This is a genomic window from Bacillus sp. V3-13 (assembly GCF_002860165.1).
Taxonomy (GTDB): domain Bacteria; phylum Bacillota; class Bacilli; order Bacillales; family Cytobacillaceae; genus Bacillus_BJ.
The window spans coordinates 1-25766 of sequence record NZ_PGUZ01000026.1 but is presented as its reverse complement, the minus strand read 5'-3'; the positions used below and the strand labels follow the sequence as shown (position 1 = coordinate 25766).

Genomic DNA, 25766 nt, shown 5'->3' with positions numbered 1-25766 from the left:
TCGTTCAAATATGCGTGTATCAAATGTGACCGTGCGAAAAAGACTGATGGTTGCACTGCTGGCAGGGATCTTGATTTTCTTGATTATCGACATCCGTCTCGGCTATGTTCAGTTTTTAATGGGGGACATGCTGACGGATAAAGCCAGAAGTTTATGGAGCAGGAACATTGACTTTGAGCCGGAGCGCGGTGGAATTGTCGACAGAAATGGAATCAAGCTGGCTACCAATATGAGCGCACCGACCGTTTTTGTTGTACCGAGGCAACTGACTGATCCTGCAATGACAGCGGAAAAGCTTGCTGCTGCCTTGAATCAGAATAAGGAAAACATCTATAAACAAATTACCGTTGTTAGAAGTATTGTAAGGCTTAAAGAAGGAAGAAAAATATCCCATGAAAAAGCTAAAGAGATCAGAGCACTTAATTTAGAAGGTGTTTATATTGGCGAGGACTCAAAGCGCCATTACCCGTTCGGGGCATACTTATCCCATGTGCTCGGCTTCGCGGGGATTGATAATCAGGGGCTGACGGGACTCGAGCTTTATTATAATAAAGAGCTGACAGGTACAAAGGGAGCGGTGAAATTTTATTCCGATGCAAAAGGCAGGCGGATGAGGGATATGGGTGATGATTATGAGCCGCCGCTCAATGGCCTTGATTTAAAATTGACGATTGATTCAAAGGTGCAATCGATCGTGGAAAGAGAACTCGACATTGCGGAAGCTGCTTATAATCCTGACGGCATTGTCGCGATCGCGATGAACCCGAACACAGGGGAGATCCTGGCTATGGCAAGCAGGCCTGATTTTGACCCTGCTAATTTCCAAAATGTAGCCCCGGAAATCTACAACCGCAACCTGCCCGTCTGGAGTACGTATGAACCGGGTTCGACGTTTAAAATTATCACGCTTGCGGCTGCGATTGAGGAAGGAAAGGTGGACCTCGAAAAGGACCATTTCCATGATCCCGGTTTTGTCAAAGTCGGCGGCGCCCGGCTGAGATGCTGGAAGAGGGCCGGCCACGGTTCGCAAACGTTTCTTGAAGTCGTCCAAAATTCATGTAACCCCGGCTTTGTAGAACTGGGGGAGCGCCTTGGAAAAGAAAAGCTTTTTTCATATATTCGCAACTTCGGTTTTGGCGAAAAGACAGGCATTGATCTGCAAGGAGAAGGAAAGGGCATCCTCTTTAACCTTGATCGCGTCGGCCCTGTTGAACAAGCGACCACCGCCTTCGGCCAGGGTGTGTCCGTGACCCCGATCCAGCAGGTTGCGGCCATTTCGGCGGCCGTTAATGGCGGGACGCTTTACAAGCCCTATATTGCCAAGGAGCTAATTGATCCATCCACCGGGGAAATAGTCATGAAAAACGCACCGGTAGCAAAAAGAAAGGTTATTTCCGCAGAAACATCCGCCAAGATCAGGTATGCTCTCGAAAGCGTAGTCGCACAGGGAACTGGCGGCAAGGCGTTTGTCGACGGGTACAGAGTAGGCGGGAAAACCGGTACAGCCCAAAAGGCAAAAGACGGAAAATATTTGGTAAATAATCATGTTGTTTCCTTCATTGGCTTTGCTCCTGCGGATGATCCGCAGCTCGTCGTTTATGTCGCGGTCGATAATCCGAAAGGAACGATTCAATTTGGCGGCAGAGTTGCGGCGCCGATTGTTGGAAGCATCATGGGTGACAGCTTGCGTGCGCTTGGCGTGCCTCCAAGAAAAGACCAAATCCAGAAGAAGCGCACATGGGAAGACGTTCCGATGATTGAAGTTCCGGATCTGGTCGGGTTTTCGAAAAAAGATCTTGGCGAAGTTTTCTTGAATTTCAGGATTGACGCCAGCGGCGAAGGGGATATTGTAGTCAAACAAACCCCGCAGCCGGGAGTAAAATTAAAGGAAGGCTCGACGATCAGGCTTTACTTTAACGACAAAGAATGATAAACGGAGAGAGGCGGCCCGTGTAATAGCGCCGCCTATTTCTCATTTGGCAGAAGTCGTCATCGTTTAAGAGGGGAATGCCGAATGTATGAACGGCATTCGGAATAACGTACAAAACATTATATTTATGCTGGAAATTTAAAAGATGCATGGCTTAATTGCTGCTTTTCATGTAAAATAATAACCGCCATATTAAATCATTTTGATTGAAAAGGGATCTTTGCTCCTTATTTGCGGCTGAAAATGCCTTGTAGCAGCCGTTCCCTGGTGAAAGTCTCTGTTTTTATGAGAGAGGATATGAAAATATGAAATTACATACACTGATCGGGCATTTACGCCCTTTTGTTCAGTTTTCGGGGGAAAATCCGGAAATTACGTCTATTCATAATGATAATCGCAAGGTTGAGCAGGGAAGCTTGTTTATCTGCATTAACGGCTTTACCTTTGACGGCCATGACTTTGCCGAATCTGCCGTAAAAAACGGAGCGGTCGCGATTCTTGCTGAAAGGGAGCTGCCGTTAAACGTTCCGGTTATAGTTGTAAAGGATACATATCGGGCAATGGCTGTGCTCGCCGATGCTTTTTACGGACAGCCAAGCAAGCAGCTTCATCTGATCGGGATTACCGGAACAAACGGAAAAACGACGACAAGCCACCTGATCGAGAAAATTTTCGCCGACTCGGGAAAAAAGACCGGGCTGATCGGCACGATGTATACAAAAATCGGCTCAAAAACCTTCGAAGTGAAGAATACAACACCTGAAAGCCTCACGCTTCAGCGCACATTTCGCAAGATGGTCGACGAAGGGGTCGAAACAGCAGCAATGGAGGTATCTTCCCATGCATTGGTCTATGGAAGAGTCCATGGTACCGATTATAATGTCGCTGTATTTACGAACCTCTCGCAGGATCATCTTGATTACCATAAAACGATGGAAGAATACCGGAGGGCGAAGGGACTGCTTTTTGCCCAGCTGGGAAATTCATTTAACCACGACCATCCAAAGTTTGCCGTATTGAATGCCGATGATCCGGCATCGGTTGAATATATAAGCTCGACCGCCGCTCATGTCGTCACGTACGGGATTGATCATCAGGCCGATATCCAGGCTATCAATTTGAGAATGACTTCAGGCAGGACCGAGTTTGATTTAGTAACACCGCTCGGGATCAGAAAAGTGTCCTTGCAGCTGATTGGAAAATTCAGTGTTTATAACGTACTGGCAAGCATTTCGGCTGCGCTTGTGTCGGAAATAGACCTGGATGGTGCGATCCGGTCTGTAGAGCAGGTAAAAGGAGTGGCAGGACGTTTTGAACCGGTGGATGCCGGGCAAAATTACGCTGTCATTGTGGATTACGCCCATACGCCTGACAGCCTTGAAAATGTCTTGAAGACTGTAAAACAATTTGCCAAGAACAGGATTTTCGTTGTCGTTGGCTGCGGCGGAGACCGGGACCGGACAAAACGGCCGCTCATGGCGCAAATTGCCTGCCGTTATGCGACAGACGCGATTTTCACCTCCGACAACCCGAGAAGTGAAAATCCCGCCGACATTATCAAAGAAATGGAAATGGGTGTTAGCGGCGAGCAGTATTTGGCTATCATAGATAGAAAAGAAGCGATCAGGTACGCGGTGGCACATGCGCGGGAGGGTGATGTCATTTTAATAGCCGGAAAAGGCCATGAAACGTATCAGCAAATCGGCAACGAAGTATTTGACTTCGACGATCGGGTTGTTGCGCGAGAAGCGATAGAGGAACGGCAGAACGGCTGAGTTTGGACCAAACTGAAACAATCAGCCGCTAAAGGTTTAGAGAGAGGATACCAGGATTAATATGATTAAAATTCTTTTTTCGGATAAAAAGCTTCTTAATGAAAATGAAGCTACATATGATATAGCTGTGATGGCTCAGCGTTTTGATCCATCGTTCCAAGTCGGGAACCGGGGGAGGAGGGGATAAAATGCTCGAGCAAGTTATTTTTTTCACAATACTGATGGCCTTTTTGATCACGGTGTTGCTGTCTCCTATTTTTATCCCCTTCTTAAGAAGGTTGAAATTTGGACAAAGCATTCGCGAAGAGGGCCCACAGTCACACCAAAAGAAATCCGGAACGCCCACAATGGGCGGGATTATGATATTGGCAGCCGTCACCGTCACAACGCTGGTGATGACGAACAAATTTTCCGGCGCAACGGTCGAAACTTACCTGTTGCTGCTTGTTACGCTTGGCTTCGGCCTTCTTGGTTTTCTTGATGATTTTATTAAAGTCGTCATGAAAAGAAATTTGGGGCTGACATCAAAGCAAAAGCTGCTTGGACAAATGATCATATCGGCTGTCTTCTATTTCGTATTAAAACAAAACGATTTTTCCACGGCAGTAAATATTCCTTATTTTGATTATTCGATTGAGCTAGGCGTGTTTTATATTCTATTTATCATTTTTTGGATGGTTGGTTTTTCAAATGCGGTGAATCTTACTGATGGACTGGATGGGCTCGTTTCGGGCAGCACTGCGATCGCATTTGGGGCTTTTGCTGTAATGGCATGGAACCAGTCGCAATTTGAGGCAGCGATTTTTTCGGTGGCTGTCGTCGGCGCCGTGCTTGGCTTCCTTGTCTTTAATGCCCATCCCGCCAAGGTTTTTATGGGGGATACAGGCTCGCTCGCATTGGGAGGGGCGATTGCCGCCCTCGCCATCGTAACAAAACTGGAAGTCATTTTGATTGTCATTGGTGGAGTTTTTGTTATTGAAACTTTATCTGTTATTTTGCAAGTAATTTCCTTTAAAACGACAGGTAAAAGAATCTTCCGGATGAGCCCCCTTCATCACCATTACGAGCTTGTCGGATGGTCGGAATGGCGGGTGGTCGTCACTTTCTGGGCGGTTGGTCTTTTATTTGCGATACTGGGAATCTATATAGAGGTGTGGTTGTAATTGAAACAAATTAAACAATATGTCCATAAAAAAATATTGGTTTTGGGCCTGGCAAAGAGCGGTGTGAGTGCAGCCTCACTATTGCATAAGCTCGGTGCGTTCGTCACCGTCAATGATTACAAGCCGTTATCTGAAAATCCGGAAGCGCAAGGACTTTTGGAGCAGGGCATTAAAGTAGTCTGTGGCGACCACCCAATTGAGCTGCTCGATGAAGGTTTTGAATTAATTGTTAAAAATCCCGGCATTCCCTATCGCAACCCAATGATAACCGGCGCCATTGAAAGAGGCATTCCGGTTATCACTGAAGTCGAACTTGCCTACCAAATTTCTGAAGCACCATTTATAGGTATTACCGGCACTAATGGAAAAACAACGACGACTACACTGGTGTTTGAGATGCTTGAGGCTGGAAAAAAAGCTCCGTTAATCGCAGGGAATATTGGCACTGTAGCTTCAGGTGTCGCCCAGAAGGCTACAGACAATCAAACGATCGTGATTGAGCTCTCGTCGTTCCAACTGATGGGCATTGATACTTTTAAGCCAAAGATAGCGATTTTGACTAACATTTATGATGCGCATCTTGATTATCATGGAACAAGGGAAGAATATGAGCAGGCAAAGGCGAATATTGCCCGCAATCAAACCGAAGAGGATTACTTTATATACAACGCTGACCAGGAAAAGACTGTCGCTATTGCGTTGGAGACGAAAGCTTCACTTGTTCCATTTTCTATCGAAAAGGAACTTGCAAATGGTGCATATGCGAAAAATGGCATCATTTACTTTAAAGGTGAAGAGATTATGGCGGTCGAGGAAGTTGCTTTGCCGGGCAGCCATAACCTTGAAAACATCCTGGCTGCTGTTGCGGCGGCCAAGCTTTCAGGTGTTGATAATAAAGCTGTCAGAAAGGTGCTCACCACATTTACCGGTGTTAAGCATCGTCTTCAATTTGTCGAGTCGATCAATGGCAGATCCTTTTTTAACGATTCTAAAGCGACAAATGTCCTTGCAGCATCAAAGGCGTTATCTGCTTTTGAAGCCCCGGTCATTCTTCTCGCCGGCGGACTTGATCGCGGCAATGGTTTTTCGGAACTCGTTCCTTATTTAACAAATGTTAAAGCATTGATTACTTTTGGCGAGACGTCAGGAAAAATACAAGAGGCAGGCCGGGCTGCAGGAATAAAAATAATTGAGAGTGTCGATAATGTGGAAAAAGCAGTTCCCGTCGCTTACGGGCTTTCCGCTCCAGGCGATGTCATCCTCTTGTCACCTGCATGTGCCAGCTGGGATCAATACAAAACTTTTGAAGTCAGGGGAGACATTTTTATAAACGCAGTGCATAAGCTTAAATAAGAGCTTGTCCGCTGCCGGAATGGCCCAATCTGTGTAAGGCCGATTCCAGGGAATGCTATAAATAGTACATACAGGCTCAAAACTTGCAGTCGAGGTGTATAGCATTGCCGTCTAAAAAATCAACTCCCGATCTAATTTTAATAATTGTTACCTTTACTTTGCTTGCAGTCGGACTGATCATGGTGTACAGTGCAAGCGCTGTTCAGGCGGATTTTCGATTCAAAGATTCTTTTTTCTTTGCGAAACGGCAAATGCTTTTTGCCGGCGTTGGCATCATCGCAATGTTTTTTATTATGAACATTGATTACTGGGCGTGGAAAACATGGGCGAAGGTGATTATGCTTATTTGTTTTGTACTCTTGCTCGTTGTGTTAATTCCCGGTATCGGTACCGAACGAAATGGTTCGCGAAGCTGGATCGGGGTAGGCGCGTTTTCGATTCAGCCCTCAGAGTTTATGAAGCTGGCGATGATCGTCTTCCTTGCCAAGTTTCTTTCCGAGCGGCAAAAGCTGATCACCTCTTTTAAAAAAGGGCTTGTTCCTTCGTTATCACTCGTTTTTACGGCATTCGCCCTGATCATGCTCCAGCCCGATTTAGGGACAGGCACCGTCATGGTTGGAACATGTGTTGTGATGATTTTTATTGCCGGGGCACGAATTAGCCATTTTGTTGGGCTCGGGCTGATTGGTATTGCCGGATTTGTCGGCCTGGTCCTCTCTGCACCGTATCGAATGCAGCGGATCACATCGTTTCTCGATCCTTGGGCAGACCCGCGGGGAACGGGGTTTCAAATCATTCAGTCACTCTATGCGATCGGCCCTGGCGGATTATTTGGACTCGGTCTCGGCGAAAGCAGGCAAAAATTCTTTTATTTGCCGGAGCCACAAACGGATTTCATTTTTGCCATTTTAGCGGAGGAACTTGGATTTATAGGCGGTTCATTTGTACTTTTGTTGTTCTCGCTCTTATTATGGAGAGGAATAAGGATTGCTTTAGGAGCGCCCGACCTTTACGGAAGCTTTCTTGCCCTGGGGATTATCGCAATGATTGCTATTCAAGTGATGATCAATATTGGGGTGGTAACCGGGTTGATGCCTGTTACGGGAATCACGCTTCCGTTCTTAAGCTATGGAGGCTCATCATTGACGCTCATGTTGATGGCAATCGGGGTTTTATTGAATATCAGCAGGCATGCCCGCTACTAACTGATACTTGTGCCTGCCTACTACAGCAACCTTGCCATGGACGCCGGCAAGGTTGCTTTTCCTTTCCCCGCGCTAAAAACTGCCTCCGTAAAGGGGTATATTTCTTTTTGATGAAATTTGGATTACAATCTTTTTTCGGTTATCATCAAAGTTTACAATATAGTAGAATGGGGAATAACGGTGAAGTGCAAATTCAGCTTAGAAAAAACAAACTAAAAAGAGGATAGAAGCATTTTTTTCTATCTGCGGGGTGAAAAAATGAGAATAGCAGTTAGCGGTGGGGGAACCGGCGGCCATATATACCCGGCCCTGGCTCTCATCAGGGAAATCGAAAAGAGAAACGATCAGGCAGAATATTTATATATAGGTACAGAAAAAGGGCTGGAAAGCAAAATTGTCCCGAAAGAAAATATTCCATTTAAGTCGATACATATTACTGGTTTTCAACGAAAAATCTCCCTCGAAAACATTAAAACATTGATCCGATTTTGGAAGGGAGTCAGAGACAGCAAGCGAATCTTAAAGGAATTTAAACCGGATGTTGTAATTGGCACCGGCGGCTATGTATGCGGTCCTGTCGTCTATGCGGCAGCAAAGCTGAAGATTCCGGCTTTGATCCACGAACAAAACAGTGTTCCAGGCTTAACGAACAAATTTTTAAGCCGCTATGTGGACAGAATTGCTGTTTGTTTTGAAGAAGCAAAGGCCTTTTTCCCGGAAGAAAAGGTGATTTTAACCGGCAATCCCCGCGCGTCTGAAGTACTCGGCAAGGATGGGATTAAAGGACGCCTTTCAACCGGGTTGAAATTAAATGTTCCGGCTGTATTGATATTTGGCGGAAGCCGTGGGGCCAGGCCCCTCAATGAAGCTGTCTTAAAGTCGCTGGCAGAGCTTGGCGAGAAAAATTATCAGGTTCTTTATGTGACGGGGGAAGCCCATTTTGAAGAAGTGAAAAAAGAGGTCGAGCTGGTCGGCAGCCCTGAAAATGTCATCATCAAGCCTTTTATCGATAACATGCCGGAGGTGCTTGCCGGCATTGACTTAACCGTGGCCAGAGCCGGTGCGACAACGCTGGCGGAATTAACTTCACTTGGGATCCCGAGCATTCTTATTCCGAGCCCGTATGTCACCAATAACCATCAAGAAAAAAATGCCCGCGCATTGAGCGAGCATGGGGCAGCCGAGCTGCTCCTCGAAAAGGATTTGAGCGGGGCAAAGCTGGTCCAGCAAATCGATGCGATTTTATTGGATGAACAAAAGCTGAAGGAAATGAAAACCGCGGCCAAACAATTGGGGATTCCAGATGCGGCAGAAAGGCTTTATTCCGTAATGCAGGAACTTGTCGATCAAAAACAAAAGTAGCCCAGCTTTCTTTTTGCGCATAAACTAATACACAGAAAAAAAGAAAGGGAGGTATATATGACCGATTTAATAACAGAACTGACAAATTTAAACGTTGGCAAGGTGAAAAAAAATGAGCCTTTAGCCAACCATACAACAATCAAAATCGGCGGGCCGGCAGATTTATTCATAGAACCTTCATCCATTGACAATTTAAAGAAAACGATGGAATTGATTCAAAAATACAAATTACATTGGCGGGCAATTGGCAGAGGCTCCAATCTGCTTGTTTCTGATCAAGGAATTGAAGGGGCAGTCATTAAACTTGGCTCAGGATTAGACCGGCTTGACATTGACGGAGAAACTGTAACAGCGGGAGCCGGAGTTTCTTTAGTGGCCATGGCAGCTTCCATAAGCAAGAAGGGATTGACCGGTCTTGAATTTGCCGCGGGCATACCCGGTTCGGTCGGCGGGGCCGTTTATATGAATGCGGGTGCGCATGGCTCCGATATTTCGAAAATATTAACGAAGACACACATTCTCTTTGCAGATGGAACGGTCGGCTGGCTCGGTGTTGATGAGATGGAATTCTCCTATCGGACATCCGTTCTGCAAAAAAAGCGGCCCGGGATTGTGTTGGAGGCCGTCTTTCAGCTTGCAGAGGGAAAACGGGAAGAGATTGTTCGGCAGCTGCAAAAGAATAAGGATTATCGCAAGGAAACACAGCCATGGAATTACCCTTGTGCCGGCAGCATATTCAGAAATCCGCTTCCGCGTTATGCGGGGCAGTTAATTGAGGATGCCGGATTAAAAGGGCATTCAATCGGCGGGGCAAAAATTTCTGATATGCATGGAAATTTCATCGTCAATGCAGGCGGGGCAACAGCAGAAGATGTACTTGCGTTAATCCAACATGTGAAAGATACTATTTATGATAAGTATCAAGTGAATCTGGAAACGGAAGTGGAAATAATCGGCCGAAAGTAACAGGGAATTGAACTTACCGGGAAAAGTATTTGTGTTATAATATCTATTTAGAAATTAAAAAAATAACAGCTTTATCGGCAATAACGGCATGCTGGATCGTGCCGTTGTTTTCACTTATGTTTAAATCTTGACTGTGTGTTTCTTGCTGTGGGACAAGCACCGTGCTTGTGTTTTCATGAAATGGGGTGATGAGATGGGGAAGGGAAACGTTGTTTCGCTTGAAGATCGTATTCCAAAGCTGAAGCAGCAAAGGCGCAGGAAAGCAAATAGAAGATTGATATTTCTGTTGATGCTGTTTTTTTCCTTGATTGTTTGTGTTGTCTATTTTCAGTCTCCGTTAAGCCATGTAAAAAAGATCACTGTTTCTGGAAACGAGCTGTATTCACAGGAAGACCTAATTTCACTGAGCAAGTTATCATCAAAAACAAATATTTGGAAGGTTGATTCGAAGTCGATAGAGGGTAAGTTATCAGAGCTGCCTGAAATAGAATCTGTCGATGTGTCCATCCAAATCCCAAATTCCGTGTTGATTAAAGTGAAAGAGCACAGCAGGATTGCGTATGTAGCGAACGAAACAAGCTATCTGCCGGTATTGGACAACGGTTTTATTGTAAAACAAAAGGAAACAACCGGGCTTCCGGTAAACGCCCCAATTTTGAGCGGGTTTGCGGAAGGTGATATCCTTGCAGAGATGATAGATGGGCTGGAAGTATTGCCGGAGGAAGTGCTCAACGCGATTTCAGAAATCCACTATAGCCCAACAGAGACAGATGCACACCGGATCACTCTGTTTATGAATGACGGATTTGAAGTGAATGCGACATTAAGAAGCTTTGCCGAAAAAATGGTGCATTACCCTTCGATTGTCAGCCAGCTTGATCCGGGAAAAAAGGGAGTTATTGATTTAGAAGTAGGCTCCTATTTTAAAGGTTATGGTTCAGAAGGAGCTGAAATGAAGAACGATGAAGGTGAAAGGTAGGCACGTTATTTTTTCATTGGTTTTTCTCGTGCTTGGATATATACTTGCATTTTCGTACCATTTGACGAAAAATGAACATAATTCATCTGACATTACGGACAGGCAATGGGAAAGAACCCTTGATCTCCGCGAGCAGCTCATTGAGCAGGAGGAAACAAACAGGGAACTGCAGAAAGAATTGAACGAGAAACAGGCCAAGGTTCTGAAGATTGAGCAGAAGCTTGCCAATGAAGCGCAAATCTTCTTCAATCTTGCTGAAGATATCGAAAAATACCGGATGTTCCTTGGCAAAGTAGGAGTTAAGGGAGAAGGTGTCCAGATTACCTTGGCTGATGGAGATTATAATCCCGAGGAAGAAAATATCAATAATTATCTTGTCCATGAGCAGCATGTTTTTAAAGTTGTCAATGAATTATACATATCCGGAGCCTCTGCAATTGCAATTAACGGGCAGCGGCTTTCCCATAATTCTTACATTCTTTGTGACGGTCCGGTGATTACGGTTGACGGCTACCAGCATCCTGCACCTTTTGTGATCACAGCATTGGGGGACCCTGACATTATGTCTTCAGCGGTCAGCTTGACGGGCGGTGTGAAGGATCAGCTTGTCAATGATAATATTGTATTTACGGTTGAGAAAAAGGATGAGATTGTGATCGAACCGAAACTGGGAAGCTAAAAGAAGTTCTCTTTTGAACAGCTTTCTTTATCTTGAATTACCCAGTTGGATAATCGTGCGTTTCGCTTATGTCCACTTTTAAAAAGTCAAGAAAGCCAGGTGAAAAAATGTGGACAACAAAAAAATGGTTAGCTTTACCGTGATTGCGTTAATTGTAGGCTTTATGCTTGCGATTCAATTTCAAACAGTAAAAGAACCGGTTGTCCGGGATACAAGGGATACATGGCAGCTTCGCGAGGATCTTTTGAAGGAAAAGGAAATTCAATCGCGGTTGATTCGGGAAATTCGCTCCAATGAAGATAAGCTTGCCCAATATGAAACAGAGCGCAGTCAAAGCAAGGAGCAGGCACTAAGGACTACATTGGAAGAATTGAAGCTTGAAGCCGGATTAACGGATGTTTCCGGCCCGGGAATTATATTGACCATCGAGCCGATTTATGAACAAATCGTCCTTGGAGAATCGGTTTCCGATATTTCTCCCGAGCTGTTGAAACGGCTTGTAAACGAGTTGAACATGTATGATGCAAAGCATATTTCGATCGCCGGGCAGAGAATTATTAATACAACAGTGATACGGGACATTAACCGGGAAACAAAAATAGATGGTTACCCCCTTAACAGCATGCCGATTGAGGTTAAGATCATCACCGAAAATATCGAAACGGCTGAGAAGCTGTTCAACCGGATGCAGGTATCAAAATCTGCGGAGGATTTTTTTATCGATAATTTAAGAATGACTGTCTCCAGTCCGAAAGAGTCGCTGACAATTCCTGCTTATCAGGATTCGATCCGGGTTAGGAACATGGAACCTTTGGACCCTGGAAAAGGAGGGGATTCATAATGTGGCTTCCTTTACTGGGATTAGTAATCGGGATTTTCCTCGGTTTAATGACGGATATCAGAATCCCTGACGAATACTCAAACTACTTATCAATCGCAGTACTCGCAGCACTTGATACGTTATTTGGCGGCATCAGGGCCCATCTCCAAAATATTTATGATGAAAAGGTTTTTGTGTCAGGATTCTTTTTCAATATTATTCTGGCTGCAAGTTTAGCTTTTCTGGGGGTTCATCTTGGTGTAGACTTATATTTGGCAGCCGTTTTCGCATTTGGTGTCAGGCTGTTTCAAAATATTGCGGTGATCAGGAGATTATTGTTGACGAAATGGTCTGCCAGCCGGGGCGAGCCGAAAAAAATTGATGAATAAAAAGGGAAAATTTTTGTTGTGACGAATAAAATTATAAGATATTGTAAAATAAACAGAATTTAATTCAATTGTTGTTCAATTTTACGAATTGTTTAAAGGAGGTGCCAAAGAATGAACAGCAATGAGATATATGTAAGTCTAGACATCGGTACGTCCACAATTAAAGTGATCATTGGTGAAATGGTTGATGATTCATTAAATATTATCGGTGTAGGCAACGTAAAGTCCGAGGGTTTAAAAAAGGGCTCTGTTGTTGACATAGATGAAACCGTTCATTCTATTAAACGGGCAATTGAACAAGCTGAAAGAATGGTAGGAATGGAGATTCGCCAAGTCATTGTCGGCGTAACCGGAAACCATGTGATGCTCCAGCCTTGCCACGGCGTTGTCGCGGTATCAAGTGATAACCGGGAAATTTCCGATCAGGATGTAACCCGCGTAATCGAGGCAGCACAGGTTGTCTCCATACCGCCTGAACGGGAAATTATTGATGTCATTCCAAAGCAATTTATTGTCGATGGGCTCGATGAAATCAACGACCCGCGCGGGATGATTGGTGTTCGTCTTGAAATGGAAGGCACGATTATTACCGGTTCAAAAACAATCCTACATAACACCCTGCGCTGTGTTGAACGGGCAGGGCTTGAGATTTTAGACATAACGCTTCAGCCTCTTGCTTCCGGAGCTTTTGCCCTTTCCAAGGATGAAAAAAACCTTGGCGTAGCCCTTGTTGATATCGGCGGCGGCTCGACTACGATTGCGATTTTTGAAAACGGCAGTTTAAAATCAACCAGCGTTCTGGCGGTCGGTGGTGACCATATTACAAAAGATTTGTCGATTGGTTTGCGAACCTCAACCGAGGATGCTGAAATGATTAAAATTAAGCATGGCCATTCTTTTTATGATGATGCTTCAGAAGATGAAGTTTTCAGCGTGCCAATTATCGGCAGTGATCAACATCAGCAATTTAATCAGCTTGAAATTTCTGATATTATAGAAGCTAGAATGGAAGAAATATTTGAACTCATTCAAAATGAGATTAGAAGAATGGGTGTCAGGGATTTGCCGGGAGGATTCGTCCTCACTGGCGGAGTTGCTAACATGCAAGGGATTCTCGAACTTGCCCAGGCTGTATTGCAGAATCGTGTCCGAATTGCGATCCCGGATTACATTGGAGTTCGTGAACCACAATACACAACAGCCGTCGGATTGATTAAGTTTTCATATAAGACAGCGAGACTGCAGGGCAGAAAGAACAGCGGCCAGGCAGTGGTCCCGGAAATGAAGGAAAAGCGGATTCAAAAACAGCCTCAGGCGAAAGCAAAGCCTGAAAAGCAACCGGAAGAAAAAATTACGTCACGGGTGAAGAAGTTCCTTGGCTATTTCTTTGAGTAGGACGAGCTATTTGGGATAACGACGAATTAGGAGGATTTGTCATGTTGGAGTTTGATACGAATTTAGATCAACTGGCTACCATAAAAGTAATTGGCGTTGGAGGCGGTGGAAACAACGCTGTTAATCGGATGATAGAACAGGGTGTACAGGGTGTTGAGTTTATTTCCGTGAACACGGATGCTCAAGCTTTAAATCTATCCAAAGCCGAAGTAAAGATGCAAGTTGGCGCGAAATTGACGCGCGGGTTGGGTGCCGGTGCCAATCCTGAAGTAGGCAAAAAAGCGGCAGAAGAAAGCAAAGAACAAATAGAGGAAGTGTTAAAGGGCGCCGATATGGTTTTTGTTACTGCTGGAATGGGCGGTGGAACGGGTACAGGAGCCGCTCCGGTCATTGCACAAATTGCCCGTGATTTAGGTGCTTTAACAGTCGGAGTCGTTACACGCCCGTTTACGTTTGAAGGCAGAAAACGCGCCAATCAAGCGGGTAGTGGAATTGATGCGATGAAGGAAGCTGTTGACACACTTATTGTGATTCCCAATGATCGCCTCCTTGAAATGGTTGATAAAAGCACTCCAATGCTCGAAGCATTCCGTGTTGCCGATAATGTTCTCCGCCAGGGTGTCCAGGGTATTTCTGATTTAATCGCTGTCCCGGGTTTAATCAACCTTGACTTTGCTGATGTGAAAACAATTATGTCCAATAAGGGTTCTGCCTTGATGGGGATCGGGGTTGCCTCAGGCGAAAACCGTGCCGCAGAAGCGGCCAAAAAAGCCATTTCATCACCGTTGCTTGAGACATCCATTGATGGCGCTCAAGGGGTGTTGATGAACATTACCGGAGGAGCAAACTTAAGCTTGTTTGAAGTGCAGGAAGCTGCGGATATTGTTGCATCTGCTTCAGATCAGGATGTTAATATGATTTTTGGATCAGTCATTAATGAGAATCTGAAGGATGAGATTCAAGTCACGGTAATTGCTACCGGCTTCAATGAGGAAATCCTCAAATCCAAGCCGATGAATCGCCCGGTTTTCGGCCAGGCCAAGCCAGGACAGCAGCCTGCGAACCGCGAGCAAAAAACTGAAGTACAGCAAGAAACAACAAGAGGAGCTTCTGTACAGCAAGGGGAAGATCCGCTTGATATCCCAACCTTCTTGCGCAACCGGAATCGCAGACGCTAAGTTATTTTCAATAGAAAAAAAATATTAAAAGAGTATGGCATTAGGTTGCCATGCTCTTTTTTTGAGCTATAGGAAAGTATAAACGTTTCTAAATATAGTTGGGCGTTTCGATGTCCAGCTCCAGCGCCTAGCCCCTCGAGTCGCTTCGGTCCTGCCAATGAAGTCAAAAAGCGACTTCACTGTCAGGCCCTCCAGCGCTTGTCGGGGCTGACCAAGGCGCTTGCGCTTTTCTTATTCGCTTAAAAAGTACTGCGCAAATAAAGAAGAAAGTTGACAAAATCCGAATTGAATAGGGGAAATTTCTTCTCCTTTCCTTACAGAAAGTGACACACTTCCTGAGAGTAAGTACGCTATACTTTTTCGTAACGGAATTTATAGCAGCAAAAAATTGGTTTTCCAATTTAAACAGCCAGCCTTGTTCTTTTTACTCATTCAAAGGGAATCGCCTTGCGGTTCTATCTTTAGGGAGAGAGGGAAGTGACGGTTTATTTAGATGTGATTTGGGCTTTGAATTTTTTGTTTGATAGTTTGCTCATCTATTTAACTGCAATTATTTTAAAAAGAAGCATTCGCTTATGGAGAGTTTTTCTCGCCGGATTTATTGGCTCACTGATTATTCTGCTGGCAGTCACGCCTTTCAGTACAGTTTCCGGTGATCCCCTAACCAAGTTGCTTTTTTCTGTGATGATGGTATTAGCGGCTTTTGGCTACAAAAGGCTTCGCTATTTTTTTTCTGGCCTTGTAACCCTTTACGCAACAACCTTTTTAATTGGCGGCTCATTAATTGGTGCCCATTATTTTATTCAATTTGATTTTGGTCTCACAACGAAGGTGCTGCTGGCAAACAGCAAAGGGTTTGGTGATCCAATAAGCTGGTTGTTTGTGTTGATCGGCTTTCCAATCGCCTGGCATTTATCCAGACGTAACATTGAAGCAATCGAGGTTGTGAAAATTCAGTATGAGCAGCTTGTAAAAGTCACGGTATTGCTGGGGGAGGCCGAGATTTCCGTTAAAGGGTTAATTGACAGCGGGAATCAGCTTTATGATCCGCTTTCGAAATGGCCGGTCATGTTGATTTCGATCAGGAACTGCTCCCATGAACTGCCTGAAGAGTTAATCAAGCTGGCAACAAACCATGAAGATATCATTTTCGGAAGCGAAACAATTTCCCCAGAGCTGGAGAACCGGATGAGGATTATTCCATGCCGGGTGGTCGGCAAGGACCATCAACTCATCTTGGCTTTAAAGCCTGACATGATCAGAATTGAAAAAGATAAAGATTGCTGGGAAACAGAGAAAGGGCTTATTTCATTTACGACCCAGCAATTATCTGCCGATGATGCCTTTCAATGTATCGTCCACCCCAAGCTTTTGACAGGCGAGAAAAAGGATAGGCCGTCTATAAAGGTAAGCTAATAATACTATACTCGGAGAAAAGATATTTTAGAAGGAGGACACACATGAAAAATCTGCGACTGCGCTTATCCTACTATTGGTATAAGTTATTAATAAAACTTGGTATTAAATCGGATGAAATATACTATATAGGCGGAAGTGAAGCGTTGCCACCTCCTTTAAACAAAGAAGAAGAGGAGCTGCTATTAAAAAAACTTCCCAAAGGAGATAAAGCGGCCCGTTCCATTTTAATCGAGCGCAATCTCCGCCTGGTTGTCTATATTGCCAGGAAATTTGAAAATACCGGCATCAATATTGAAGATTTAATCAGCATCGGCACGATCGGGCTGATCAAAGCCGTCAATACTTTTAATCCCGAAAAGAAAATTAAGCTGGCTACATACGCTTCCCGCTGCATTGAAAACGAGATTTTAATGTACTTAAGGAGAAATAACAAAATCCGTTCAGAGGTTTCGTTTGATGAACCTTTAAATATCGATTGGGATGGCAATGAATTATTATTGTCAGACGTCCTCGGGACAGAGGATGATATCATCACCAAGGATCTCGAAGCAAACGTCGACCGCAAGCTGTTGATTAAAGCGTTACACCAGCTGAGCGACAGGGAAAAGCAAATTATGGAATTGCGATTTGGGCTTGGAAGCGGCGAAGAAAAGACACAAAAGGATGTCGCCGATATGTTAGGGATTTCCCAATCGTATATTTCAAGGCTGGAAAAAAGAATTATCAAAAGATTGCGTAAAGAATTTAATAAAATGGTCTAAAGATAAATTTTTTTTGATGGAAAACGGATATAAATCTTGAGTTCTTAACGTTTTTCATTCGTAGCCCGCAAATCCTTGAAACTGGACAAGTGCATATTTTTCCTTACCGGGGAGATACTGATTTTTGAACAGCAGCTCCTGCAAGGAGGGAAAAAGAATTGACTCGAAATAAAGTTGAGATTTGCGGGGTAGATACTTCAAAGCTTCCAGTATTGAAAAACGAAGAAATGAGAGAACTCTTCAAGCAAATGCACACAGGGGATATATCCGCGCGGGAAAAACTCGTCAACGGAAATCTGCGCCTCGTCCTCAGTGTTATTCAAAGATTTAACAACCGGGGCGAATTTGTTGATGACCTGTTCCAGGTCGGCTGTATCGGTCTTATGAAATCAATTGATAATTTTGATCTTAGTCAAAACGTTAAGTTTTCCACCTACGCGGTACCGATGATCATCGGCGAAATCCGCCGCTATTTGCGGGATAATAACCCGATCCGGGTTTCCCGCTCGTTAAGGGATATCGCCTATAAAGCTCTCCAGGTCAGAGAGCGGCTGATGGGTGAAACATCACGGGAACCGACAGCTGAAGAAATTGCCAGGGTATTGGAAGTTCCCCATGAAGAAATTGTCTTTGCGCTGGACGCAATTCAGGATCCTGTTTCTTTATTTGAGCCAATTTATAATGACGGCGGCGATCCGATTTTTGTGATGGACCAGTTGAGTGACGAACGCAATAAGGATTCACACTGGATAGAGGAAATTGCCTTAAAAGAGGGCATGAGGCGCTTGAATGACCGGGAAAAGCTCATTTTGCGAAAGCGCTTCTTTCAAGGGAAAACGCAAATGGAAGTGGCCGATGAGATCGGAATATCCCAGGCGCAAGTGTCAAGGCTCGAAAAAGCGGCCATCAAACAAATGAATAAAAATATTCAACATTAAAAAGCTGCCCGCGGGCGGCTTTTCTCATTCCTTCCGCGTTTGGCTCCCTGTTCTTCTAAAAAGCCAGGCCAGCTCATATATTGATTAAAGAAAGTATCGCGGGAGAGTGAAAAACAATGATAAAGATATCAGATTTTCAAATAAAAGATGTTGTAAACATAACAGATGGAAAAAGGCTTGGAAATATCGGCGACATTGAAATTAACTTGGACACGGGCAAAATTGAAGCAGTAATCGTAAGCGGAGCAGGAAAAGTTCTTGGCTTGTTTGGGCGCGATGAAGATATTGTCATACCGTGGAAGAACCTGCTGAAAATTGGCGAGGACGTTATTCTCGTTCGCTATAGGGATACAAGTGAGATAAAATTTAGAGAGGAAGACGAGTAAAGGGCTTTTTTTGCTGTGCCCGCTTTTCCTTCTATGGTAAACTATAGAAAAAAAGAAGAGGTTTTGTCATGGAGCCATTCACACTTGTTGAACAAGAATATTTTTCGATCAAAGACTGGGTTGATAAATTTCCGGGTCTTGTCGCAGGATTTACGACAAAAAATACAAGCGGGCATCATCAGTCTCAATTTGGTTTAAACTTCGGATTCCATGTCAATGACCATCATGATGCGGTCTGCCAGGGCCGTGAAAAACTGTCCGGGCTGATCGATTTTCCGTTGGATTACTGGGTCGGTGCAGAGCAGACCCATGAGGTTCACATAAAAAAAGTGTCCAGGGATGACAGGGGCAAAGGGTCAAATTCGTATGACGATGCTTTTAAACAAACCGACGGTTTTTTCACAAAAGATGAAGGCATTTTGCTTACGTTATGCTTTGCAGATTGTGTTCCTCTTTATTTTATCTCAGCTGAGGGCCGGGCCGTCGGCATTGCCCATGCCGGCTGGAAAGGAACCGTAAGCGGCATCGCGGAGGAAATGATTAATGTGTTTCATAAAGAAGGTATCACTCGCGACAATGTTTCGGTTGTCATTGGCCCGTCAATTTGCGAAAATTGTTATATCGTTGATGAACCCGTTATCAAAATGGTGAAAAACAGACTAGAAGATGTCGGAAAAAAAACATATAATACAATAAAAGAGGGCCAATATTCGCTAAACCTCCGCGAGCTCAATAAGCAAATTTTGTTAAGCTGCGGCTTAAGCGAAGCACAAATCAGGATGACCAGTTTTTGTACCAGCTGTCATCACAGCCAATTTTTTTCCCACCGCAGAGACCGGGGAAAAACAGGGCGAATGATGAGCTTTATCGGCTGGAAGGAGGCTTTACAGAAATAAATGAGAGTTTCAGCAAAGCTTGACAAAATAAACGGACAAATTTTGCAGGCATGCAAAAAAGTAAACCGCAGCCCGGAAGAGATCAAAATCATTGCAGTGACAAAATATGTATCAGCTGAAAGGGCCGCCGAGGCAATTGCGGCAGGAATCGAAAATCTTGGCGAAAACCGTGAAGAAGGGCTGCTTGCGAAATGGGAAGTGCTGCAAGATAAACCAGTCTGGCATTTTATCGGCACCCTGCAATCGAGAAAGGTTAAAAATATCATCGATAAAGTGGCTTACATTCATTCATTGGACAGGCTTTCTCTTGCGAAGGAAATCAATAAAAGAGCTGAAAAAACAATATCCTGCTTTGTTCAAGTGAACGTTTCCGGGGAACAATCCAAGCATGGAATCGCGCCGGAAAAGGCTGTCGACTTTGTCAGGGAGCTGGCCCAATTTCCGCGTATTGAGGTTGCCGGCTTAATGACAATGGCTCCTAATACCGAGGATGAAGCTGTGATTCGAAATTGTTTTCGGCGCTTAAGAGAGCTGCAAATCACGATTCAGCGTTTAGAAATGCCCCATGCCCCGTGCAGGGAGCTGTCAATGGGAATGTCAAATGACTATACAATCGCTGTAGAAGAAGGGGCGACGATGGTTCGAATCGGGTCTGCCTTAGTTGGTGAAGAAGACGGACAAGTGCAGGAGGTGCAAAGTAAATGAGCATAAAATCGAAAATCAAAACATTTTTCTTTCTTGATGATGAATATGACTATAGAGAGGAAGAGCTTGCCGAGGAAGAACTGGAGCCTGTTAAGAAGCAAAGGCACCAGCCCCAGCAGTCGCAAAAACAAAATGTCGTCAGCTTGCAAAGTGTGCAAAAATCTTCCAAAGTGATTTTAATTGAGCCGCGCGTTTATGCGGAGGCGCAGGATATTGCCGATCATTTAAAGAACAGGCGGGCCGTTGTCGTCAATCTGCAAAGGATTGACCATGACCAGGCAAAGCGAATCGTTGATTTCTTAAGCGGAACCGTATATGCTATTGGCGGAGACATCCAGCGTATTGGCATGAATATTTTTCTGTGCACACCAGACAATGTCGAAGTGTCCGGTAACATTTCTGAATTCATGCAGGAGCATGATCTTCAAGACTCGAGGTGGTAACATTTAATGAATACAGTATTGTTGTTTTTAAATTCTCTGATTGAAATTTATTCGTGGGCTCTGATTGTGTACATACTAATGTCCTGGTTTCCAAATGCGCGTGAATCGGCGATCGGGCAATTTTTGGCGAGAATATGTGAGCCGTATTTGGAGCCGTTCCGCCGCTTTATTCCGCCGCTGGGCATGATTGATATCTCCCCGATTGTGGCGATCCTGGTACTGCGCTTGGCGACGGGCGGGCTTAATACAGTATTTCGTTGGATCGCTTAGATTCTGCCGGAAAAGCTGGAACGGGCCCATTGCAACGTATTAGAGGAGTTTTGATTTATGTCGATTTACCAGCATTTTCGCCCGGAAGAGCGCGATTTTATTGATCTGGTCCAGCAATGGAAAGATTATGTTGAAACTACTTACTCAGCAAAGCTGACCGATTTTCTGGATCCGCGCGAACAGCAAATTGTCACAGCGATTGTCGGCCGCCATGCTGATGTACAATTTGGCTTGTTTGGCGGTTCAGAAACGGCGGAGAGACAGCGGGCGATCTTTTATCCCGAGTATATGACTACCCGACAGGAAGATTTTCAAATCAGCCTTTTTGAGATCCGCTATCCGGCTAAATTTGTTACGATCGAGCACCGCCAGGTTTTAGGAAGTTTGATGTCGCTCGGCTTGAAACGCGGAAAATTCGGCGATATTCTAGTTGATCAAGATCGGGTGCAATTTTTTGCGGCAAAAGAGATAGCGGATTATGTTAAAAATGAGCTGCAGTCGGTCGGAAAGGCTTCAGTCAGGATCGAAGAAGTTCCGTTTGAGCATGCATTATCCGTATCGGAAGCATGGTCAGAATTAACTGCAACGATTTCGTCGCTTCGATTGGACACGGTAGTTGCCGGTTTATATAATCTTTCCCGCCAAAAAGCGCAGCTGTTGATTCAACAGGGAATTGTCAAGGTGAATTGGACAACGATTGAAAGTACGTCGTTTGAGTGCGGTGCGGGGGACATTATTTCGATAAGGGGTTATGGGCGCTGCAAGCTTATTTTGATCGAAGGGAAAACGAAAAAGGATAAATGGAGGATCACGGCAGGAAGGCAAAAATAATTCACCGTTTTAAAAGGATTTTATAACATCTTGTCGAATATTAGTTTTAGTACATAGAGAACATGATTGTAACCGGGAGGTGGCGTAATGCCGTTAACACCATTAGATATCCATAACAAGGAATTCAGCAAAGGGTTCCGGGGATACGATGAAGATGAAGTGAATGAGTTTCTTGATCAAGTCATCAAGGATTATGAGTTGATTTTGCGTGAAAAGAAAGAGCTTGAAGAACGGCTTAATGACCAAAAGGAGCGGCTTGGCCATTTTAGCAATATAGAGGAAACGCTGAACAAGTCGATCGTGATCGCCCAGGAAGCAGCCGAAGAAGTGAAGCGCAACGCCCATAAGGAGGCGAAGCTTATCATTAAGGAAGCGGAGAAGAACGCGGACCGGATCGTCAATGAATCATTATCAAAAGCAAGAAAAATTGCGCTCGAAATTGAGGACTTAAAGAAGCAGTCAAAGGTGTTCAGAACCCGTTTTAAAATGCTTGTCGAAGCGCAGCTTGATATGCTCAACAACGATGACTGGGACCATTTGCTTGAATACGAACTGGATGCTGCTGAGCTAAAAGCGTCCGAAGAAGAAGATTCACTTGCTTGACGAATAGAGGAATTTCCGCATATAATCATATGATGATACTTAATAAATGATGACTGCGTTGACAGGGACAGTACAATTTTCAAGGCTTGATTTATAGCGAACCGGGGACAGTGGAAGCCTGGCAGGAGCGAAAATTGGAAAATCACCCTCGAGTTCAAGGCTGAACACGATTGTAATTAAGCTTTGACGGATCATTCACGTTACGAATGCTGAAGTGGACAGACATTTTGACTGTCTATAAGGGTGGTACCGCGGGAAAAAACCTTCTCGTCCCTTTCCGGGATGAGAAGGTTTTTTTGTTTGATTTTTTCGAATTTGGAAATCATGATAAAAGTTAGCGATTGAACGGGAGGATATTGTAATGGAATACAAAGATACATTATTGATGCCAAAAACCGAATTCCCAATGCGCGGCAATTTGCCGAACCGCGAGCCGGAAATTCAGGAAAAATGGCAGGAAATCGATATATATAAACTGGTCCAGGAGCGTACAAAAGGCCGGCCGATGTTTGTCCTGCATGACGGGCCTCCGTATGCAAACGGCGATATTCATATGGGCCATGCCTTAAATAAAATATTGAAAGACTTTATCGTCCGCTATAAATCGATGAGCGGCTATAATGCGCCATACGTTCCGGGATGGGATACACATGGCCTGCCGATTGAGCAGGCATTGACAAACAAAGGCGTTAAACGGAAGGAAATGACGGTAGCGGAATTCCGCAAGCTTTGTGCGGAATATGCGTATGAGCAGATTGACAGCCAGCGCATCCAGTTTAAACGCCTTGGTGTACGCGGGGACTGGGAAAATCCGTACATTACCCTGGAGCCTGCATATGAAGCGCAACAAATTAAAGTTTTTGGCGAAATGGCGAAAAAAGGCTATATTTACAAAGGCTTAAAGCCTGTTTACTGGTCACCTTCAAGCGAATCCGCGCTTGCTGAAGCAGAAATCGAGTATAAGGATAAACGCTCACCATCGATTTATGTCGGCTTTAAAGTTAAAGATGGCAAAGGTGTACTCGATACCGACACAGAAATCTTGATTTGGACGACAACGCCATGGACGATTCCTGCAAACCTCGGAATTTCTGTGCATCCGGATCTTACTTATGTGGTCGTTAGCGCGAACGAAAAAAAATACATCGTCGCCGAAGCGTTGCTTGAATCGGTTACAAATGAAGTTGGTTGGGAGACTGCCGAGGTTGTCAAAAAAATAAAAGGCAGCGAGCTTGAATACATTGTTGCCAAGCATCCTTTGTATGACCGGGATTCCCTTGTCATGCTCGGTGAGCATGTTACAACGGATGCAGGAACCGGTTGTGTCCATACCGCTCCAGGACATGGGGAAGACGACTTTTACGTCGGCCAAAAGTACGGGCTTGGCGTTTTAAATCCTGTCGATGATAAAGGCGTTATGACTGACGAGGCACCTGGATTTGCAGGTTTGTTTTATGACACAGCCAATAAGCCGATCACCGAAAAGCTCGAAGAAGCCGGGGCGCTTGTTAAGCTTTCGTTTATCACCCACTCCTATCCGCATGATTGGAGAACGAAAAAGCCGGTGATCTTTAGAGCAACCGCACAATGGTTCGCATCGATCAAAGATTTCCGTGAAGATCTTTTACAAGCAGTGGAAGAGACAAAATGGGTACCGGCGTGGGGAGAAACCCGTCTCCATAATATGGTCCGCGACCGTGGTGATTGGTGTATTTCCCGCCAGCGTGTCTGGGGTGTTCCGATTCCGGTGTTCTATGCCGAAAACGGTGAACCGATCATTACCGATGAAACCATCGACCATGTGTCCGCTCTGTTCCGCAAACACGGATCAAATATTTGGTTTGAAAAAGAAGCGGGTGAACTTTTACCAGAGGGGTTCAGCCATCCCGGCAGCCCGAACGGCATTTTTACAAAAGAAACCGATATTATGGACGTCTGGTTTGATTCCGGTTCTTCTCATCAAGCCGTTTTAGAGGAGCGCGAAGATTTACAGCGGCCTGCCGATCTTTATTTGGAAGGTTCTGACCAATATCGCGGCTGGTTCAATTCTTCTCTGTCCACGGCGGTTGCTGTAACCGGAAAGGCTCCATATAAAGGAGTTTTAAGCCACGGCTTCACTCTCGATGGTGAAGGCAAGAAGATGAGCAAATCGCTCGGGAATGTCATCGTTCCTGCAAAGGTGATGAACCAGCTTGGCGCTGACATTCTCCGTTTCTGGGTCGCATCGGTTGATTATCAATCAGATGTGCGCGTTTCCGATCCGATTTTGAAGCAGGTTGCTGAAGTTTACCGGAAAATCCGCAATACTTTCCGTTTCTTACTGGGAAATCTTGCTGATTTCAATCCTGCTGCAGATGCTGTTCCGTTCGGGAAGCTGCGCGAAGTGGATCAATTTATGCTTGTAAAATTGAACAAATTGATTAAAAATGTTCATGATGCCTACGAAAATTATGAATTTGCCGGTATTTATCACGCCGTAAATAATTTTTGTACGCTCGACCTTAGCGCGTTTTACCTTGATTTTGCCAAAGATATTCTCTATATTGAAGCGCAGGACAATGCTGAGCGCCGTGCGATTCAAACCGTTTTATATGAAAGCTTAACGGCATTAGTAAAGCTTGTTGCCCCGATTCTTCCTCATACTGCCGATGAGGTCTGGGCTCATATCCCGGCGGTTGACGAAAAAAGCGTCCAGCTCACAGATATGCCTGAATATCAAGAATTGCCGAAAGCAAAAGAGCTTGAAGAAAAGTGGACCGCTTTCATGAAGCTTCGCAACGATGTGTTAAAGGCGCTGGAAGAAGCGCGTAATGAGAAGGTAATTGGTAAATCGTTAACGGCCAAGGTAACCTTATATGTTCATGACAAGACAAAGGCTCTCCTCGATTCAATCGACGAAAACCTGGAGCAGCTATTCATCGTGTCCGGCTTTGAAGTAGCAGGCTCGTACGAAGAAGCACCAGAACATGCGTTAAAGCTTGACAATGCAGCAATCGTTGTCTCCAAAGCAGAAGGTGAAACGTGTGAACGATGCTGGGTAGTCACGCCGGAAGTTGGCAAAGTTCCGGAGCATCCGACGATCTGTCCGCGCTGTGCCGCTGTTGTCGAAGAGCATTACAGCCATTTAAGCTAATATTGATCAAAAACCTCCAGGGCTTACGCTCCGGAGGTTTTTTCAAGCTATAGGAAAGTATAAACGTTTCTAAATATAGTTGGGCGTTTCGATGTCCAGCTCCAGCGCCTAGCCCCTCGAGTCGCTTCGGTCCTGCCAATGAAGTCAAAAAGCGACTTCACTGTCAGGCCCTCCAGCGCTTGTCGGG

24 protein-coding genes and 1 other annotated feature are annotated in these 25766 nt (G+C 44.8%); all 24 genes read left to right on the top strand.

The genetic code is table 11. From position 1 onward, the window contains the following. Positions 1-10: 10 nt before the first annotated feature. Positions 11-1930: a stage V sporulation protein D gene (locus tag CU633_RS10365; protein ID WP_101660136.1), complete on the top strand. Its 1920-nt coding sequence runs from the start codon at positions 11-13 to the stop codon at positions 1928-1930. A gap of 305 nt (positions 1931-2235) precedes the next feature. Further along, positions 2236-3705 carry a UDP-N-acetylmuramoyl-L-alanyl-D-glutamate--2,6-diaminopimelate ligase gene (locus CU633_RS10360; protein WP_101660134.1) on the top strand — a complete coding sequence of 490 codons (1470 nt, stop codon included), beginning with the start codon at positions 2236-2238 and terminating at the stop codon, positions 3703-3705. A gap of 188 nt (positions 3706-3893) precedes the next feature. Further along, positions 3894-4868 carry a phospho-N-acetylmuramoyl-pentapeptide-transferase gene (gene mraY, locus CU633_RS10355; protein ID WP_101660132.1) on the top strand — a complete coding sequence of 325 codons (975 nt, stop codon included), beginning with the start codon at positions 3894-3896 and terminating at the stop codon, positions 4866-4868. Then, on the top strand, positions 4869-6221 hold the full coding sequence (gene murD / locus CU633_RS10350) for a UDP-N-acetylmuramoyl-L-alanine--D-glutamate ligase (RefSeq protein ID WP_101660129.1): 1353 nt from the start codon (positions 4869-4871) through the stop codon (positions 6219-6221). A gap of 104 nt (positions 6222-6325) precedes the next feature. Continuing rightward, a complete protein-coding gene (gene spoVE / locus CU633_RS10345) occupies positions 6326-7426 on the top strand; it encodes a stage V sporulation protein E (RefSeq protein ID WP_101660127.1) in 1101 nt (366 codons plus the stop codon). Positions 7427-7684: 258 nt separating this feature from the next. Continuing rightward, positions 7685-8788, top strand: a complete 1104-nt coding sequence (murG, locus tag CU633_RS10340) for an undecaprenyldiphospho-muramoylpentapeptide beta-N-acetylglucosaminyltransferase (RefSeq protein WP_101660125.1) — start codon at positions 7685-7687, stop codon at positions 8786-8788. Positions 8789-8845: 57 nt separating this feature from the next. Further along, positions 8846-9754, top strand: coding sequence for a UDP-N-acetylmuramate dehydrogenase (gene murB / locus CU633_RS10335; RefSeq protein ID WP_101660123.1), 909 nt, complete (start codon positions 8846-8848; stop codon positions 9752-9754). A 193-nt stretch (positions 9755-9947) separates the two neighbouring features. Further along, entirely contained in the window at positions 9948-10733 is a 786-nt protein-coding gene (locus CU633_RS10330) for a cell division protein FtsQ/DivIB (RefSeq protein WP_101660121.1), read from the top strand. Beyond that, complete coding sequence (locus CU633_RS10325; RefSeq protein WP_101660119.1) at positions 10717-11412, top strand: DUF881 domain-containing protein; 696 nt, start codon at positions 10717-10719, stop codon at positions 11410-11412. The genes CU633_RS10330 and CU633_RS10325 overlap by 17 nt, the downstream gene beginning before the upstream one ends. A 109-nt stretch (positions 11413-11521) precedes the next feature. Further along, on the top strand, positions 11522-12253 hold the full coding sequence (locus CU633_RS10320) for a DUF881 domain-containing protein (protein ID WP_101660117.1): 732 nt from the start codon (positions 11522-11524) through the stop codon (positions 12251-12253). Then, the gene (locus CU633_RS10315) at positions 12253-12621 is read left to right on the top strand and encodes a small basic family protein (RefSeq protein WP_101660115.1); all 369 of its coding nucleotides are present in this window, start codon (positions 12253-12255) and stop codon (positions 12619-12621) included. The genes CU633_RS10320 and CU633_RS10315 overlap by 1 nt, the downstream gene beginning before the upstream one ends. A 111-nt stretch (positions 12622-12732) precedes the next feature. Further along, a complete protein-coding gene (gene ftsA, locus CU633_RS10310) occupies positions 12733-14016 on the top strand; it encodes a cell division protein FtsA (RefSeq protein WP_101660113.1) in 1284 nt (427 codons plus the stop codon). A 41-nt stretch (positions 14017-14057) separates the two neighbouring features. Beyond that, a complete protein-coding gene (gene ftsZ, locus CU633_RS10305) occupies positions 14058-15194 on the top strand; it encodes a cell division protein FtsZ (RefSeq protein WP_101660111.1) in 1137 nt (378 codons plus the stop codon). 477 nt (positions 15195-15671) lie between these two features. Next, a complete protein-coding gene (gene spoIIGA / locus CU633_RS10300; RefSeq protein WP_101660108.1) occupies positions 15672-16610 on the top strand; it encodes a sigma-E processing peptidase SpoIIGA in 939 nt (312 codons plus the stop codon). A 44-nt stretch (positions 16611-16654) separates the two neighbouring features. Further along, a complete protein-coding gene (sigE, locus tag CU633_RS10295; protein WP_101660106.1) occupies positions 16655-17374 on the top strand; it encodes an RNA polymerase sporulation sigma factor SigE in 720 nt (239 codons plus the stop codon). Positions 17375-17532: 158 nt separating this feature from the next. Further along, entirely contained in the window at positions 17533-18312 is a 780-nt protein-coding gene (gene sigG / locus CU633_RS10290; RefSeq protein ID WP_101576537.1) for an RNA polymerase sporulation sigma factor SigG, read from the top strand. A 116-nt stretch (positions 18313-18428) separates the two neighbouring features. Continuing rightward, positions 18429-18698, top strand: coding sequence for a YlmC/YmxH family sporulation protein (locus tag CU633_RS10285; RefSeq protein WP_101660104.1), 270 nt, complete (start codon positions 18429-18431; stop codon positions 18696-18698). A gap of 68 nt (positions 18699-18766) precedes the next feature. Then, positions 18767-19594 carry a peptidoglycan editing factor PgeF gene (gene pgeF, locus CU633_RS10280; protein ID WP_101660102.1) on the top strand — a complete coding sequence of 276 codons (828 nt, stop codon included), beginning with the start codon at positions 18767-18769 and terminating at the stop codon, positions 19592-19594. Further along, a complete protein-coding gene (locus tag CU633_RS10275; protein ID WP_101660100.1) occupies positions 19595-20299 on the top strand; it encodes a YggS family pyridoxal phosphate-dependent enzyme in 705 nt (234 codons plus the stop codon). Next, positions 20296-20742: a cell division protein SepF gene (locus tag CU633_RS10270; RefSeq protein WP_101660087.1), complete on the top strand. Its 447-nt coding sequence runs from the start codon at positions 20296-20298 to the stop codon at positions 20740-20742. Before CU633_RS10275 ends, CU633_RS10270 begins: the two co-directional genes overlap by 4 nt. Positions 20743-20748: 6 nt before the next feature. Then, complete coding sequence (locus tag CU633_RS10265) at positions 20749-21012, top strand: YggT family protein (protein ID WP_101660085.1); 264 nt, start codon at positions 20749-20751, stop codon at positions 21010-21012. A 57-nt stretch (positions 21013-21069) separates the two neighbouring features. Continuing rightward, complete coding sequence (locus tag CU633_RS10260; protein WP_101660083.1) at positions 21070-21843, top strand: YlmH family RNA-binding protein; 774 nt, start codon at positions 21070-21072, stop codon at positions 21841-21843. A gap of 87 nt (positions 21844-21930) precedes the next feature. Beyond that, entirely contained in the window at positions 21931-22446 is a 516-nt protein-coding gene (locus tag CU633_RS10255) for a DivIVA domain-containing protein (protein ID WP_101660081.1), read from the top strand. Positions 22447-22495: 49 nt separating this feature from the next. Further along, positions 22496-22724, top strand: a binding site (T-box leader). An 83-nt stretch (positions 22725-22807) separates the two neighbouring features. Then, entirely contained in the window at positions 22808-25579 is a 2772-nt protein-coding gene (gene ileS / locus CU633_RS10250; protein ID WP_101660079.1) for an isoleucine--tRNA ligase, read from the top strand. The last annotated feature ends 187 nt before the right edge of the window (positions 25580-25766 follow it).